The sequence below is a fragment of the Curtobacterium sp. BNK-1 genome (assembly GCF_048685235.1).
In the GTDB taxonomy this organism is placed as follows: Bacteria; Pseudomonadota; Gammaproteobacteria; order Enterobacterales; family Enterobacteriaceae; genus Pantoea; species Pantoea agglomerans.
In genome coordinates this window covers 30,529-46,171 of record NZ_JBLQTJ010000002.1, presented here as the reverse complement: position 1 = coordinate 46,171, position 15,643 = coordinate 30,529, and the positions used below count along the sequence as shown (strand labels likewise).

15 protein-coding genes are annotated in these 15,643 nt (G+C 44.0%); 11 read left to right on the top strand and 4 right to left on the bottom strand.

The window, feature by feature from the left end:
• Positions 1-80: 80 nt before the first annotated feature.
• The gene (locus ACMGGP_RS19295; RefSeq protein ID WP_010256756.1) at positions 81-716 is read right to left on the bottom strand and encodes a helix-turn-helix transcriptional regulator; all 636 of its coding nucleotides are present in this window, start codon (positions 714-716) and stop codon (positions 81-83) included.
• A gap of 45 nt (positions 717-761) precedes the next feature.
• Positions 762-1,352, bottom strand: a complete 591-nt coding sequence (locus ACMGGP_RS19290) for a helix-turn-helix domain-containing protein (RefSeq protein WP_033770258.1) — start codon at positions 1,350-1,352, stop codon at positions 762-764.
• A gap of 1,025 nt (positions 1,353-2,377) precedes the next feature.
• Between ACMGGP_RS19290 and ACMGGP_RS19285 the strand changes: the two genes are divergently transcribed.
• From ACMGGP_RS19285 to ACMGGP_RS19235, 11 genes are all read left to right on the top strand, one after another.
• The gene (locus ACMGGP_RS19285; protein WP_010256762.1) at positions 2,378-2,695 is read left to right on the top strand and encodes a hypothetical protein; all 318 of its coding nucleotides are present in this window, start codon (positions 2,378-2,380) and stop codon (positions 2,693-2,695) included.
• A 9-nt stretch (positions 2,696-2,704) separates the two neighbouring features.
• Positions 2,705-2,926 carry a hypothetical protein gene (locus tag ACMGGP_RS19280; RefSeq protein ID WP_010256766.1) on the top strand — a complete coding sequence of 74 codons (222 nt, stop codon included), beginning with the start codon at positions 2,705-2,707 and terminating at the stop codon, positions 2,924-2,926.
• A gap of 94 nt (positions 2,927-3,020) precedes the next feature.
• The gene (locus ACMGGP_RS19275) at positions 3,021-3,551 is read left to right on the top strand and encodes a fimbrial protein (protein ID WP_498798736.1); all 531 of its coding nucleotides are present in this window, start codon (positions 3,021-3,023) and stop codon (positions 3,549-3,551) included.
• Between the two features lie 62 nt (positions 3,552-3,613).
• Positions 3,614-4,351 carry a fimbrial biogenesis chaperone gene (locus ACMGGP_RS19270; RefSeq protein ID WP_033759838.1) on the top strand — a complete coding sequence of 246 codons (738 nt, stop codon included), beginning with the start codon at positions 3,614-3,616 and terminating at the stop codon, positions 4,349-4,351.
• Positions 4,352-4,388: 37 nt separating this feature from the next.
• Positions 4,389-6,968 (top strand): fimbria/pilus outer membrane usher protein, encoded by a 2,580-nt coding sequence (locus tag ACMGGP_RS19265; RefSeq protein ID WP_498798735.1) that lies wholly within the window; start codon positions 4,389-4,391, stop codon positions 6,966-6,968.
• A gap of 12 nt (positions 6,969-6,980) precedes the next feature.
• Positions 6,981-8,036 carry a fimbrial protein gene (locus tag ACMGGP_RS19260; protein WP_010256778.1) on the top strand — a complete coding sequence of 352 codons (1,056 nt, stop codon included), beginning with the start codon at positions 6,981-6,983 and terminating at the stop codon, positions 8,034-8,036.
• Positions 8,037-8,095: 59 nt separating this feature from the next.
• Positions 8,096-8,758 (top strand): response regulator, encoded by a 663-nt coding sequence (locus ACMGGP_RS19255; RefSeq protein ID WP_498798734.1) that lies wholly within the window; start codon positions 8,096-8,098, stop codon positions 8,756-8,758.
• A gap of 34 nt (positions 8,759-8,792) precedes the next feature.
• Positions 8,793-10,115, top strand: coding sequence for a TolC family outer membrane protein (locus ACMGGP_RS19250; RefSeq protein ID WP_010256785.1), 1,323 nt, complete (start codon positions 8,793-8,795; stop codon positions 10,113-10,115).
• Between the two features lie 88 nt (positions 10,116-10,203).
• Positions 10,204-11,400, top strand: a complete 1,197-nt coding sequence (locus ACMGGP_RS19245) for an HlyD family secretion protein (protein WP_223564741.1) — start codon at positions 10,204-10,206, stop codon at positions 11,398-11,400.
• A gap of 16 nt (positions 11,401-11,416) precedes the next feature.
• Positions 11,417-13,600 (top strand): peptidase domain-containing ABC transporter, encoded by a 2,184-nt coding sequence (locus tag ACMGGP_RS19240; protein WP_498798733.1) that lies wholly within the window; start codon positions 11,417-11,419, stop codon positions 13,598-13,600.
• Positions 13,593-14,021: a DcrB-related protein gene (locus ACMGGP_RS19235; RefSeq protein ID WP_498798732.1), complete on the top strand. Its 429-nt coding sequence runs from the start codon at positions 13,593-13,595 to the stop codon at positions 14,019-14,021. The genes ACMGGP_RS19240 and ACMGGP_RS19235 overlap by 8 nt, the downstream gene beginning before the upstream one ends.
• Before the next feature lie 118 nt (positions 14,022-14,139).
• Here the strand turns inward: ACMGGP_RS19235 and ACMGGP_RS19230 are convergent, their stop codons facing one another.
• Complete coding sequence (locus ACMGGP_RS19230) at positions 14,140-14,637, bottom strand: FidL-like protein (RefSeq protein WP_022624196.1); 498 nt, start codon at positions 14,635-14,637, stop codon at positions 14,140-14,142.
• On the bottom strand, positions 14,634-15,467 hold the full coding sequence (locus ACMGGP_RS19225) for a winged helix-turn-helix domain-containing protein (protein ID WP_022624197.1): 834 nt from the start codon (positions 15,465-15,467) through the stop codon (positions 14,634-14,636). The genes ACMGGP_RS19230 and ACMGGP_RS19225 overlap by 4 nt, the downstream gene beginning before the upstream one ends.
• Between the last annotated feature and the right edge of the window lie 176 nt (positions 15,468-15,643).

The following is a 15,643-nucleotide window of genomic DNA, read 5'->3' as shown; positions in this document are numbered from 1 at the left end:
AGGAGTTGACAACTCCTTAAAAAATAAAAAATGGGAAATTTAAACAGCGCAGAAGGGTGAGCCTACGCCTCTGGATAACGTTAAATCTCATTTACATTGATAACTCCTTTGTAAAGTTCAAGCAACGAGACATCATTGATAAATGCATTAAATTCTTTGTCTCCTTTCAGAGCGAACTTTCTCATCACATTATATTTATGTGCATAGATTGTTTTAACTGACAAATCTAACCTTTTTGCTGTCTGGATTACACTGTATCCTTTCTTCAAAAAACTAAGCACCTGAAGTTGCACCACGGTGATACGTGCAAATTCGCACCGTAAACAGTCTGAAGGCAGATATCCCATAACTCTTCCCTGAGTGTTTAACCAGGCCTTGGTTATTTTCTCAGTGATTAAACGTACCGAATCCCTTTTTGACACTTCAAGCAAAGATTGATAACAAAATGGTAACGGGTTTTTAATTTTCTCTCCGAAATCATCGGTAAATACCAATATGATACTGCCAGGCTTTCGCTCGCGATAAGCGGGTTGACACATATAAAGACGCCATTGCGAAACATTGATCAGGATGAAGTCAGCCTGCCGCAGGTTATGACTATCAAAACCTGATAAAAATTTTACTTCTGCATCAGATAGCAGTGCCTCCTCAATTACCTTTGATATGCCCAGTCTGAAGAAGTAATTGTCATCCGTACAAACCACATTAACATCCATTTTTTCCCTTCAGCATCACAAAATTCACGATGACAAATATTATATTCAGGTGAACTTACCGTTAATCAGTACCAATTCGCCTTTCTCTTTTAGTTCCTTGAGCACTCTGCAAATGGAACTTTTTGATAAATGAGAACTATTTTCAATAAGATATAGTGCTGAAAATCGTTTCTTTAAATGAGTCGGCAGTTTTTTCCATCTTTCAATCAAAGAAAGAACTTCATCATATGAGTTACTTTTTGGTAACTGAATGTAATTCATCAGATCAGAATACTGTCCTGATAAAATAGACATTGCGTCATTAAAAAGATCTTTCTCAAAAACCAATCGCCAGAACACGTCATAGTCAATGAAACTGACTTTTCCATAATCGACTCGTTCCAGATAGACTGGCGGCTCGTCTAAAGCTGGAGTGACGCCGACAACAAACGGAGCGGATAAGATATTCAAAACCTTATTCTCGCCTTTAAGTTTAAGTAAAAAATCGCCGTCAAGAATGAACATAACGCGACGTACATGATCTTTAGTCAAATGATAACGGCGCTTGCCTCTTGAAATTTCATCTGGATTAGCAATCTGCGTAAATCCTGCTAATGCATCGATGATTCGTTCATGATTTTCAGTCACTCTATACATATTAATTAACTCAATCTAACTGACGCATTGGTCAGTGATTAGCAACAATTCGTAAAATCAGTTTTTTATAGTCTCTTTCTCTTTCGCCTGGTGTACTCGCTTACCTGAGCTCGCCTCCATAACTCGGGCAGTTAAAAATAGTCTTTATCGGTTCCACTATAATAAAACCGTCCCAACAAAATTCAAAACCGCAAATACAAATAAATAAAGACATTCAGGCCAATAAAAGAAACAATAACCAGATCTTACACCATTCAAACGCTGTTTAGTTAGCACATAAATCTACTTTGTAGCACCTTACGGGCAGTGTTATAACTTTTTTCCTAAAAAAAGAATTTCCCATTACCATTTGAAAGATGATGTTATGAGCATGCTATTTTAAAAGCACGCATTTAAACACCTCTCTCAATTTTCCAGCATGGCTGAAAAGAAACAAATCAAATTGGCATCAATGTTAATGCTCCTTACTAAAGTTACGCTGTCAGGCAGCATTGCATGGAAGGAATTAAACCACGGCACCCATCGAACAGATACTTAAATTGATTATCTTTATATATTTAGTTTTTTATCCTGATAAATATAATTTAATTAGCTTAAAGCACCAGAAACTGGCAAATGGGATTTTTCCCTTTTTAATTCCACTTCTCAAATGACTTCACATTCAGGCAAGTGAAATCATTAACTCATGGCTTTATACACAAGCTTATTCATAGATGAATCAGTTTCACTGAACCGCGTTCATGGCATGCGTTTTCCGGATGCCAGATAATTTTAAGCATCAGGCATAAGCAGTGCTTTTAATGGTTAAATCACGCATAAGAATAATGTACGCTCAAAAAATTCCAGAATACTAACAGCAGTTAATATTATGTAAAAATATAATAGCCATATCCTTGCTTACGATAACAAAAGAAGAATTATGGATGTTTTACTATTTCATTTTTTATGACCACCCATTCTAATAGCGCCGTTCGCTAGAAGCGGCATAAATAATAATATTGAAAAAATGATACATGGAGATATCGATGAGAGAGTTAACATCTTTTGAAATGCAAAACGTTTCAGGAGCAGGTTTTTTTGACTTTATTGGTGCTGTAGTTGTCGGTGCCGTTACGGGTATTAGTTCTTTTGGTCTTAAATGGGGAATGAGTGGCGGAAGCACCGGTGGCGTGTTAGGCGTTGGTATTGTTTCTGCCGGTGTAGGTCTGATTGTCGGCGCAGTCCTTGGTCTTGTTGATGGTGCTTTATATGGTGCTATGAATGGCTGGGATAGCACGGCAGGCTGGTTTAACGCGGTCGTTGAAAACCAGTTTGATCCTAATGCATCTGTAATTACAGCTTAAGGAAACAACATGCGTGAATTGAACAATAAAGAAATCGAAGGCGTTAGCGGTGGTTCATTAACTTCGGTGATCCTGGATTTCTTTAAGCAGCTAGGCGCAAGCTCAGAAGAGAAAACTGAATGGACGCGCCCAGACTCCATTCCAGCAGCGAACCCGGTTAGTGGGTCTGCCTTTGGCATGGGTATTGTTGGTGTCGCAGCAGCAGTCGTATTTGGATTGCTGATTTTCTAATTCTCTTGTGAGGAATGAATCCTCCAGGGAAGTGAACGATTATTAAATCGTTCATTAATTGATGTTATTAATTATTTTATACAAAGGAAAGTATATGAAAAAGTTATCTATGGTTGCTCTTGGTCTGATGCTGGCTGCTGCTCAAGTTAATGCTGCTGAAGCTTCAGATGGCACCATTAACTTCACAGGAAATATTGCGTCTCAGACTTGTACTGTAAGCGTAAACGGCGGCGGCAGCACTGCAACCGTTACACTGCCTAAAGTAGCAAGTAGTATTTTAAGCACATCTGGTCAGACTGCAGGTAACACTCGCTTCACTATGGCGCTGAGCAATTGCTCAGCTACGACTGGTGACGTGTACGCTTACTTTGAACAAGGTGCCAACGTCAATGCTGATGGTCGTTTGACCAATACTGGTACTGCAACGAATGTTGACCTGCAGCTGCTGGATAGCGGAAATGGCGTGTTGAACGCGGGTAGCACTGAGCAGACCACCTCTCCAAAAACTGTCGCTCTGACTGCTGGTGCAGGTACTCTGACCTATTCTGCTCAGTACTATGCAACTGGTGCAGCTACTGCTGGTACCGTCTTATCAGCTGTGAACTATTCAATCAATTACCTGTAATTGATTATGGTGGGAGCATCTGTTCCCACCTCTCTTCCTCTATCATCATTTCTGTCAAAATCATGAAAAAAAAAAGTTTTAAATTTTTGATCTCCTGTCTGCTGGCTTTTACGGTGACCTCATCGGCTTTTGCCAGCGTGACGATTATCGGCACCCGGGTAATCTACCCCGCAACAGAAAAAGAAGTCACAGTCCGCTTAGATAACCATGGCAATCAACCTGCGCTGGTACAGGCCTGGATTGACAATGGAAATCCTGATGAAGCACTGGATAAAATAAACGTACCGTTTGTCTTGCTACCGCCTGTTTTCCGTATGGAGGCTAACAAAGGACAGACATTACGTATCGTTTATACCGGTTCAAACCTGCCCAAAGATAAAGAGTCGGTATTCTGGCTTAACGTACTCGACATCCCTCCTCGCGATAAAAGCCTTGCGAATCAAAATCAGTTGCAAATGGCTATTCGTAGTCGCATCAAAATTTTCTTTCGCCCAGCCCGGTTCGATGCGATGCAAGCCACAGAAGCAGCGTCGGGTCTTATCTGGCATCAAGGGGAGAAAGCGAATCAGCTGACAGCAACAAATAACTCTTCGTTTTACGTCAACGTTTCACAGATCAATGCCGAGGATAACGCGGGGCGAAAAGTAGTCAGTGAAAAGGGAGATATGCTTGCACCAGGCGAAACAAAAAGCTTCTCCCTAAAAGGATTGAACGCAAATCAAATAAAAACAAACTTTCATTATCAATATCTGGATGATTATGGCGCTGCACGCAATGTAGACGCCAAAATTAGTCAGTAACTTTGGTAACTCATCAGGGGTAATAATGATGGCAAGGATGATTAAAAATAATAAACCAACGGGAAAAATATTTTACCGATCTTTTCTAGCACTTTTTTTAACTGCATCAACAGGCGCCGCATTTGCAGAAAATTCGTATGATTTTGACGAATCATTTGTGAAGAATTTACCGGGCGTTAAAGTTGATGTGGCCCGCTATGCAACCGGTAACCCTATTGATCCTGGTACTTATACGCTGGATATTTTCCTGAATGGTCGTCAGATTGGTCGGGAAAATGTTCAGGTCATTCGTGAAGGGGCGGGAACCAAAGCGTGCCTTTCCTATGATCTGGTCAAAAGCTTGTCACTTAAGGACACAGTTTTTAGCCCGGGACAAGCTGAAGATTTGCGCTCTGGTAAACAGTGTATGGCGCTGGAGGAGGTAGTTAAAGAGAGTCATGCAGCTATCAATTCTGCCGATATGCAGATGGATATCTCAATTCCGCAAATTTATCTGTTGCGATCTGCGCGCGGCTACGTTGCGCCAGAATTCTGGGATAAGGGTGAAACAGCACTTACGCTAACCTATAACACTAACTATTATCGCTCTGTAAATCACGGTCAGGCATATGACTCATTTTATGGCCGTGCGCTGGCGGGCTTTAATCTTGGCGGATGGATGTTCCGTCACGATGGTTCTCTCAGCTGGCAACGTCAAAAAAACAACGAGTATCATCATTACGATGCAATTAACACCTATGTCCAGCGTGATATTCCGCAAATAAAATCACGGCTGTTATTAGGTGAAGGCAATACCAGTGGCGAAATTTTCGATACGCTTTCTTTTCGTGGTGCGCAAATATCTACAGTTGACCAGATGTGGCCAGACTCTCAGCGAGGCTATGCACCAGAAATCCGCGGCGTAGCCCGAACCAACGCTCAGGTAACTGTATCGCAAAATGGCAACAAAATTTATGAAACGACGGTCTCACCAGGCCCTTTTAATATCACCGATCTCTATCCTACAGGCTACGGTGGTGATTTAGACGTGACCGTGAAAGAAGCTGACGGCGGTGAGACCCGTTTCTCAGTTCCTTACGCAGCGATGACGCGTCTGAAACGTCCGGGCATGACTTTTTATAGTCTGACCGGTGGTGTATCCCGAAAAGACAATATGGTTTATACACCTTCGGTCTATCAGGGCACTATTCAGCATGGTTTTAGCAATAGTCTGACCGGTTACTCAGGTATTCTGGGATCAGATAACTACACCTCTGTGCTGTTGGGAGGTGCATTTGGTTTACCTGTTGGTGCGATCTCACTGGATATTACTGGGGCTCAGACAAAATATGGTGATGAGAAAAAGCAAGGTGTAAGTTATCGGGCAACTTATAGTAAGAAGGTTTCTCAGACTAACACGAATTTTACTCTGGCGGCTTACCGCTTCTCATCATCCGGTTATTACAGTTTTGATAATGCATTACAAATCAATAACTATTATAAAAAAAATCATAAAAACAGTTCGTCAAATTATCTTTCGCGCCCCAAACAACGTTTTTCTATGACGGCAAGCCAAAATTTTGGGGAGTCATATGGGAATATCTATCTTACTGGTTTCGTTCAGAATTACTGGGATTCTGCCGGAACAAATACGCAATTTCAGCTGGGTTACAATAATACAATTGGTCGGGTCTCCTATACTTTATCAGCAAACCGATTATTATATTCAACCGGCGGGCATGACACTCAACTGTCACTCGACTTCTCGGTGCCAATTGGTAGCGATAGTCAAAGTTATGTAACCGGAAGTGCGACACATAATAAACAAGGTGTGAATGCACAAACAGCAGTTAATGGTGTTCTGGGTGAACATGACCAATATAACTATAACGTTGGAATAGCGCGCGATACTGATAATGAGAAGTCCGGTTCAGTTAGTGGGCAGTACCGTTCGCCCTACAGTATGCTGACGGCGTCTTATACTAAAGGGGAAAACTATTATTCTGCCTCGGGTGGTATCAGCGGTGCGGTAGTCGCTTTACCTGATAGCATTAATTTCAGCGCTTATCAGTCTACGACTTATGCTGTTGTTACCGCAGAAGATGCAGAGGGCGCGCGTGTACTTGGATATCCCAATATTGTGTTAAACGGCAGCGGCAAAGCTATTGTGCCAAACCTTAACCCGTACCGGATAAACGAACTGGCCATCGACCCAAAAGGAATTCCACTGGATGTTGAGCTTGAATCAACTCAGCAGCGCGTTATTCCTGTTGAGGGTGCAGTCGTCAGACTTGATTATAAAACCAGCAAAGGAAAGCCACTGTTAATTCGGGCTAATCAGCCGAACGGAAATGCCTTGCCATTTGGTGCAACGGTTAATGATGAAGACGGTAACCTTATCACCACTGTTTCACAGGGTGGTCAGATTTATGTGAGGTTAAATAAAGATGTCAGCCGCCTGCATATTTCCTGGGGTAAAGAAGCCAGTGATAAGTGTCTGGTTAACCTGGAGTCCGGTATTGTTAATTCCAGTGAAAACAACACCCTTGCAAGGCTCACAACAACATGCAGCAGCGATCAATCAAAACCTGTTCGCTACGTGTCTAACGGCGAAATGAACAAAGATAATCAGGGTTAATCGGGTGACATTATGATGTTTATTAACTTTAGAAGGACACTGACCAGAATAGTCAGCATCATGATTATGGTATCTGGTTTCGTCATGCTAGCACCAATTAATGCGAACGCGGCAGATGATGTCACACTGACGTGCAAAAAATCTCTTTCTGATGCGGTATTAGATTTCCGCTCACTGGGGATAAATATTTCGGCAGCTGTTCCGGTGGGCACGGTCGTTTATAGTGGCAATTTAACAGTCACGTTCAAATGTGCCCTGGATAATCTGCAACAGTTTTTTGATGGTTTAACGGGAGAAGTGTACTTAAAGCGTAAAACAATTGCTGAAGATGCACTCGGTTATGGCTTAACCATTTATACCGGTTACGGTGGTGAAATGTCCACCGACGCTGCCAATATTCCTACCGGCAACAAGATCGCTACTTACGCGTTAACCAGTGGCGGTACAGTCGGTGCTTATACTGATGTCACATTGAATGTGCCTTTTCAGATTGTGCGGACGTCAAACTCGATGGCTGGCCCCAATTTGCTTCCGGACTATGTCAACGTATTTGATGTAGGCTCATTGGTACCAGGAAATGACCTGAAACTTTATGTCAGATATATTAAAAGCGGCATCACTGTGAGGGATCAAACCTGCTCAGCAGCAGGCGATGTTAACCCGAGGGTGTCATTAGGGAGTTACACAGCGAATACCAGCAGTGGGTTGGGTTCCGGTATTGGACAAACCAGCCCATCTACCGCTTTTAATCTTCAGCTTAACTGTGAGGCACTTCTTTCAGGTACCTTTGACGTTATGATGCAGTTGGATGGGGATGCGGCTGATGGGCTATCGGATGTCGGCGTAGTTTCTCTGAACTCGACCTCAACTGCCAGCGGAGTGGGTGTTCAGATTCTGAATGAAAGTCAGCAACCTGTTGCACTGGCAGCACCATACAGAGTTGCAGCTTATCCACTGTCGTCAGCATTGATAACAGTGCCCTTATATGCACGTTATTACCAGACTGCTGCCACAATAACCCCTGGTAGTGCTAACGCAGTTGCTACCTATACCATTAGTTATCAGTAACCATATGGGCTCTTCGGAGCCCTTTACCAGACTTTATAAACTGAGAAAGGATTTTATCAGTGGATAGGCCATTAAAAGGAAGGAGGTTTAAAGTTGGTGTCTCTGATGAGAGTCCTTTTATTTTTTATTCAATACAAAAAATACTCTCAACCGGATTTCACAACCTGGACATTGCAGCATACCCGGTAGAAGCAGAAAATCTTTTTGTAAAACTGAATAGCGATCCTCCTGATATATTAATTACTGATTTTTGCTTTAACTTTGAACGTAATGATTTGAACGGCGTTAGAAAGCTAGAAGAAATTTACAACCATAATGCTAACCTTAAAATCATTATCTTTACGGCACAGAATAGCCCGGCCATTTTGAAAAGAATATTGCAAATTCCGGTAAATGCAATAGTGAGCAAACGTGATGATATACGGGAACTGGTAGAAGCTTTGCACTGGGTTTGCTCATCGAATTCTGAAATATTTTATTCAGAAAAGATGAAAGATCTGGCGCAATCTGCTTCAGATGAGCCCGCACAGACTCTTTTATCACCCGCAGAAGTTGAAGTAATCAGGCTTTTTGCTATCGGGTACAGTTTAATGGAGATAGCTAAAGCACGTAAACGTAGTATCAGTACGGTTGCAACGCAGAAATATAACGCCATGCGTAAACTTCAGCTGCAGTCTAATACTGATTTGATTAAATATGTCTTTGCCCAGCAACTCATTTAATTTCGGGCTTAATTTTTAAGAAACAGCGAGCATCATGAAATTTTATAATTTTAAAATTGCATTTATTGTACTGTCCTGCGTGCCATTTGGATCTTATGCAACCAGCTTACAGCAGGCTGCCCGTGCCGCATTAACCTATGACTCTGCATTGCAATCCAGCCAGATGACCAGTGAAGCCGATCAGCAAAAATACTGGCAGGGTATGGCCGGAATGTTGCCCACATTGACGCTCGAAGGAAACTGGGATCGTCAGGAACAGCCGGATAAAAAATATCAAAGTGGTGTAACAAATCACAGTTACGATCTCAGTGTCAGACAACCCCTGTTTGATATGAGTAAATATGCTGGCTGGCGTAAAGGCGTTGCTATTGCCAATACCGCTGAAGCCCAGTCAAAAAAAGCTGAAGAAAAGTTATTAAATGCGATCAGTAATGCATACTTTTCGGTGCTCTATCAGCAGGAAGTTTTACAGGCTGCGAAAGCTGCCAGTCACAACTTCAAACAACAGCAGCAAAAACTGCAGGCCGGTATTCTGAATGGACAAAACACTCGTACAGAGCTGGATGAAGCTAAGGCCAATTACGCTCTTGCTCAGGCCAAAGAAATAGAGGCGAGTAGTCAGTTATTGCTGGCTGGAGAAGCATTTCGTCGCTTATCGGGTGTCAGCCCGGACACTGTCGAGCCGGTAAACTTTCAGTGCCTTAACGCTTCGCCCTACGCTTCTTTAACTGATGCGATTAATGCCAGCCAGCAACGTAACACTGAAATCAAAATTGCCCTGTTTCAGAATGATCAGGCCGATGCTGATGTATTGGCTGCAGATGGCGCACATATGCCTGTCGTGTCACTTTACGCCAGATATGGCAAAAACTGGAGCCGTAACGATAACGACGATAATTTACTTTATGATGCTATTTTTGGCACTAACTCTAAAAGTAATAATCTGCAGTATGGCGTTAACGTTTCTATTCCATTATTCGCGGGTGGCAGCCAGATTTCACAATCTTATGAAGCAGCCTATCGCCGTCAGGCAGCGAAATATTCCACCATGGAAGCACAACGCAAAGCGGCTACAGATACACGTTCAGCATGGCTTAGTCTTACGAATGGAAAAGCGTTAATCAACGCGCAGAAAAATGCCGTCGAGTCTTCACGCGAAAAAGTGGTGTCTGTTCAATATGGCCGGGAAATGGGTTTCCGTACGGTAAATGATGAGCTTGATGCCCAGCAAAAATATTTTAGTGCGCTTAAAGATCAGGCTGAAGCTCGCTTCAATTACCTGAACGCCCTCATTAATCTGGCACAAAGTACCGGATCACTATCAATCGACATGCTGAATTTTTTTCAGTGCCGTTAATCCCTTACTCATGATGATTATATAAATGGAACAGTCACTATTCCGTCAGGAGGCACTTGATGCAGCCAACCGTGGAAACCTGGGCATTGTGGCACTCTATTGCCCACCTTATCGCTGGTTAGTTATTTCCGTTGTAGTGCTGATCACTGCCGCGACAGCGCTGTTTTTTATATTTGGCAGCTATACAAAATATGAATCCTCTACCGGAGAACTGCTGCCTAAAAATGGCATGCTGATCATTCCGCCCCCCGTAAGCGCTACGGTGGTCGATATTCCGGTAAAAGAGGGCCAGCATGTTGAAAAAGACGATGTGCTGATGGTGTTGTCATCAGAGGTTTCAACACAGTTAGGTCAGACTCGTCAGGTTATTGCCGAGAATCTGAAAGGCCAGCGTGAAAGGCTTCAGCAGGATCTGGTGACGCTTGAAAAGCTTCACCAGGTTGAAATGAAGGGCCTGACCGACACTATCGCCAGTCTGAAACTGCAGCAGGAGCAGTTGAAGCTGCAACTGACACACCGTCGGAAACAGGTTTCCCTGGCGAAAATGCAGTTGGACAAGCTGGAAGCCATGCACAACGAAGGGTATGCCTCAAGCCGTCAGATGGAAGAGCAGGAGTCTAATCTGCTCGATAGCCAGGCGCGCTACCAGGAATATCAACGTCAGCTGTTGGACATCTCGCAAAAAATTGTTCAGACCGAGCAACAACTGCATGAAAAACCGCTGGATGACGAGAAAAAGCGTAACGATATCGAGCGCCAACTGGCTGATAACCGGCAGTCGATGGCTGAAAATGAAGCGCGCCGCTCGTTTGAATTACGTGCGCCTAAAAGCGGGTATGTCGGCATGATTATGGTCAAAAATGGACAGATGCTCACCGCCGGTCAGTCAGCCATAGCAGTTTTGCCAAGCAATACTGAACTTGTCGCCCGCATCATGGTAAACACGCAGTCCATTGGTTTTATCCAACCGGGACAGCGGGTGGTGCTGCGCTACAAAGCGTTTCCTTATCAAAAGTTTGGTCAACAGTATGGAAAAGTTATCGAGGTTTCACGCACCGCTCTGTCTCCTCAGGAAGTCACTACGTTAACCGGCAAAAACAATATTCAGGAACAGCAGTACCGCGTGCTGGTCTCCCTGGACAAACAATCAATTACTGCTTATGCGCAGAATGAAAAACTCAAGCCGGGTATGGCGCTGGATGCCGATTTTATCGTCGACAAACGTCGTCTTTATGAATGGGTGCTGGAGCCAATTTTTGCGCTTGGACACAAAATCTCTCTCTGATTAAAAGGTCTGTTCTGTGTTGTTATTAGAGAAACTCAATTTTAAATGGTTTAACCGCCTGCCGATGATTCGTCAGTCACAGGCGACGGAATGTGGTCTTGCTTGTCTGGGGATGATTGCCAATTATCACGGTCATGAAATCGACATGATCACCCTGCGTCGCAGGTTCGCAACGTCGCTTAAGGGCGCAACACTTAGTGATGTCATTGCCATGGCACAACAACTCAATATGAGTTCCCGTGCGTTACGCGTTGATATGGAAGAGCTGTCTAAATTACGCATGCCCTGCATTCTGCACTGGGAATTGAACCATTTCGTTGTGCTAAAAAAAGTGCGTGGCAATAAGATCACGCTTCACGATCCTGCACGCGGCATTCGGGAACTGACATTTAAAGAAGCATCACCGGCGTTCACCGGCGTTGCACTGGAGCTGGTTCCCTCCTCCACTTTTGAGGTCAAAAAAGAAAAAGAAAGCATCTCGATGATCAAGCTGGTGGGCAGTGTGACAGGGGTGAAATCTGCCTTTGCCCAGGTGCTTATCCTGTCCATCGCTCTGGAGCTTTTCGGCGTACTCTTTCCCTTCTTTATGCAGTGGGTGATGGATATGGTGCTGGTCTCCGCAGATTACTCGCTACTCTCCTTGCTCGGGATCGGCTTTATCATGATTGCGTTGTTTCAGACCATGATTACAGCGCTGCGCTCATGGGTGATGAGCTGGTTCTCAAGCCAGCTCAGCGTGCAGTGGACGGTCAATGTCTGTCACCATATGTTAAAGCTGCCACTTGAATGGTTCGAATCCCGTCACGTTGGTGACATTCTGTCCCGCTATGGCTCGCTAAACACCATCCAAAGTACGCTGACCAGCCGCTTCATTAGTACTGTGCTGGATGGGGTAATGTCGATCGTGACAGTAGTGATGCTGTTTATCTATAACGCTAAGCTTGCCTGGCTGGTAATTGGCCTTTTTGTCGCCTATGCACTGTTACGCTTCATGGCTTATGATCCTGTTCGCCGCGCCAACGAAGAGCAAATCATCAGTTCAGCCCGCACGCAATCTTCATTACTGGAAACGCTTCGCGGTATCCAGGCGGTAAAAACCAACAACAAGCAGGTGCCTCGTCTCTCCGCCTATATGAATTTCCTGGTGGATACGACCAACAAAGGCATTGTGATTCAGAAGCTTAACATTTTGTTTGGTTCCGCCCAGGGATTGCTCACTTCTGTAGGCAGGGTCGTACTGGTCTGGCTGGCTGCGCTGCAAGTACTGGATGGCAACTTCTCTGCAGGTATGCTTACCGCCTTTATTAGCTTCTCAGATCAGTTTATGAGCCGCGGTGCAGGTCTGATCAACGCCGTAATCGACTTCAGAATGCTGCGTATGCATGGTGAACGACTGGCCGATATCGTGTTGTCAGAAACTGAAGTCAGCTCAGAAGCCAGTCCGGTACTGGTGAGTAAAGATACGCATGATGAGACAGAAACGCCGCAGGATATCAAACTAACGGATATCCGCTTCCGCTATGCACCTACCGAACCCTGGGTAGTAAATGGTGCCAGTCTGGAAATTAAGGCTGGCGAAAGCGTTGCGATTGTCGGCCCTTCAGGTCAGGGAAAGACCACCATGGCCAAAATCATTCTGGGTCTGCTGCACCCGGAAGGTGGAACAATCACCGTGGGCGGAATGGACATTACCCAGACAGGACTTGAACACCATCGTAACCGTATCGGCTGTGTTATGCAGGATGACATCCTGTTCTCAGGCTCGATCAGTGAAAATATTAGCTTCTTTGATAATAATCCTGACCACGCAAAAATTACCCGTGTAGCACGCCTGGCGCAAATTCACGGCGATATCATGAAAATGCCGATGAACTATCAAAGCCTTGTCGGTGATATGGGATCGTTTCTCTCTGGCGGGCAGCTGCAGCGTATTCTGCTAGCTCGCGCCCTCTACCGCGAACCAAAAATACTGGTACTGGACGAAGCAACCAGTCATCTGGATATCTATAACGAAGCGCAGATCAACAATGCAATAAAGCAAATGAAAATCACCCGAATCATGATTGCACATCGCCCGGAAACCATAAGAAGTGCAGATAAAATCGTCCTGTTAAATAACGGTACGCTCAGTGAAGTTACCGCAGAGCAGTTATTTGGCCAGACAGAAAAAACTAAAGAAATGGAGATTACACATGGATAAAAATATTTGTCGGTTTAGCGAAGGTATGATTACTTTACCGGAAGGCTACTGCGAGCGAAGCCTGAACACGCTGGCGGATCCCCGTTCAGCGATGCCACCCGTCACTATTTCTCGTGATAAACTGGCCAATCACAACAATCCAGAAGAATATATCAGCAGTCAGCTTGCTATTCTGCAGAGACAAATGAAAGACTGGCAGCAGCAGGCAAATCAACCCGTGGTGTTGGGCGATAATCTGAGCACAGGCATCATGATTACTTATGATTTTCTGCGCCCGGATAATATCCGGCTTTATCAAAAGCAGGCGATTTTCACCTTAAACCTGGAGGATGTATTAATTTTCTCTTTGTCAAAGGCTGCCCCCCTGACCGATGAAGAAATTCAGCTGTTTAATAATATCCTGAAGAGTTTCCAGAGCTGACCCTGATACTTTTCCTCAGCAAAGCCTGACGACATAACGTTAAAAGAAAAACCGGGCAGGATAAACCCTTCCCGGTTTCATGCATTCTGAACACCGCTAAATTAGCCGTTTACAGAGCTTAGTAACGCTGGCAGGTAAAGAGATAGGAGATCGGCCCACCGATAATATAGGTATTTTTATCAATCTTATCGACATCCAACTGCAGATGCGTTGGATCCAGCGTGATCTCTGCTAACAACTTATTAAAGATGACATCAGGGGTAGTATCAGTATTCGAAGTGACAACTTTGCTGATCTGATACCGGTAAGTATCATCGGAAATTTTAGCGCCATTGATTAATGCAACCCTTCTGTTAAGAATAGTAACACCGTCATTGCTCGTTGCCTGCCCATTCAGCAACAGATAGCCTGAATCCTTTTTATCAAAACGTAAATCCTGGGCAACAGCGAACTCAATTCTTTTATCATCATTACGACTGAGATCGTAACGGCTAAACGCTGAGCATCGAAAAGGAAAATCTTTGGCCTGATGTGTTAAGTAATAAACCCCTGCAAAAGTCACCATTAATAGCGCAGCCAGCATGAAGATAATATTAATACCAATGCTCCGCTTCATCCCATTCTCCAGTCAAGATAATAAAAATTGTCGCATGAGATGATATGACCATCGCTATTAATTTTACACGATGAAAGAATTGTTCTTCCGAAATTCTTAGTAGTAAAAGAGGTGTTTTTATCAAAAATAATCCGGTGACCCGCATCGCAGGTTTGATTATTTTCCCTTAGAATTTGCACTATTTGCTTACCCAATGCCTGTCGTTCAACCTCATCCAGACCCTGCAATAATACTGCTTCGCAGCCACCTTCAAGTTTAATGGCACTCATTGGAATAATTTGCTCGTCAGGACGCGATACCGTGAAATACCAGAGCACCATGCCCAGCAATATCAGAGCAACAGAAGCAAACCAATATCGCCGGGTGACGTTAACGGACGTAGCTGGCAGCTGATTACCGGGCGGAGTGGCAGGCAGGACAACGTTTTCAGCAGACCCTTCAGTTATACTTCCTTCCGATATGTCATCAGTTAAAACTTCCGTCACCCCCATGACCGGGGCTGATTGACGTTCAATTTTAATATCGGTATTCAGGCGTATACCAATTTTCGGGATGGTGATAATCAGATTTTCACAACCATAAGCCGCGAGCGCCCTGCGCACAATACTCAGATATTGATTCAGATTACTATTCGATCCACGCAGGCCATATTTATCCCAGACCTCGGTCAGCAACGTATCACGCGCCAGTATTTCTCCCCCGGAATTCAGTAACTGTTCAAAAAGCCGACCTGAAGAAATACTGAGGCTCAGCGACTCCTGAGTAGGAATGTGGCTAAGCGTGCAGTCATCAGAATTGTAAGAAACCTGATCATCGATTATGTAAATCATTAAGAAATCACTGAATTTCCGCTCATTTATCGACAGTATAATTCAGCTTATATGAAGAAGCACTACAGACGCGTTAATCAGGCGATTAAGGAAATTTTTACAGATTAGCCAGCAGAACGGGCCGGGCAGAGTCCGCCCCTGCCCGGCAGCTGGTTAATAATTTAAGAAACGACAAA

Bases quoted from the DNA above. Each gene is read 5' to 3' on its own strand.
- ACMGGP_RS19295 (WP_010256756.1), bottom strand. From the start codon at position 716: ATGGATGTTAATGTGGTTTGTACGGATGACAATTACTTCTTCAGACTG.
- ACMGGP_RS19290 (WP_033770258.1), bottom strand. From the start codon at position 1,352: ATGTATAGAGTGACTGAAAATCATGAACGAATCATCGATGCATTAGCA.
- ACMGGP_RS19285 (WP_010256762.1), top strand. From the start codon at position 2,378: ATGAGAGAGTTAACATCTTTTGAAATGCAAAACGTTTCAGGAGCAGGT.
- ACMGGP_RS19280 (WP_010256766.1), top strand. From the start codon at position 2,705: ATGCGTGAATTGAACAATAAAGAAATCGAAGGCGTTAGCGGTGGTTCA.
- ACMGGP_RS19275 (WP_498798736.1), top strand. From the start codon at position 3,021: ATGAAAAAGTTATCTATGGTTGCTCTTGGTCTGATGCTGGCTGCTGCT.
- ACMGGP_RS19270 (WP_033759838.1), top strand. From the start codon at position 3,614: ATGAAAAAAAAAAGTTTTAAATTTTTGATCTCCTGTCTGCTGGCTTTT.
- ACMGGP_RS19265 (WP_498798735.1), top strand. From the start codon at position 4,389: ATGATTAAAAATAATAAACCAACGGGAAAAATATTTTACCGATCTTTT.
- ACMGGP_RS19260 (WP_010256778.1), top strand. From the start codon at position 6,981: ATGATGTTTATTAACTTTAGAAGGACACTGACCAGAATAGTCAGCATC.
- ACMGGP_RS19250 (WP_010256785.1), top strand. From the start codon at position 8,793: ATGAAATTTTATAATTTTAAAATTGCATTTATTGTACTGTCCTGCGTG.
- ACMGGP_RS19235 (WP_498798732.1), top strand. From the start codon at position 13,593: ATGGATAAAAATATTTGTCGGTTTAGCGAAGGTATGATTACTTTACCG.
- ACMGGP_RS19230 (WP_022624196.1), bottom strand. From the start codon at position 14,637: ATGAAGCGGAGCATTGGTATTAATATTATCTTCATGCTGGCTGCGCTA.
- ACMGGP_RS19225 (WP_022624197.1), bottom strand. From the start codon at position 15,467: ATGATTTACATAATCGATGATCAGGTTTCTTACAATTCTGATGACTGC.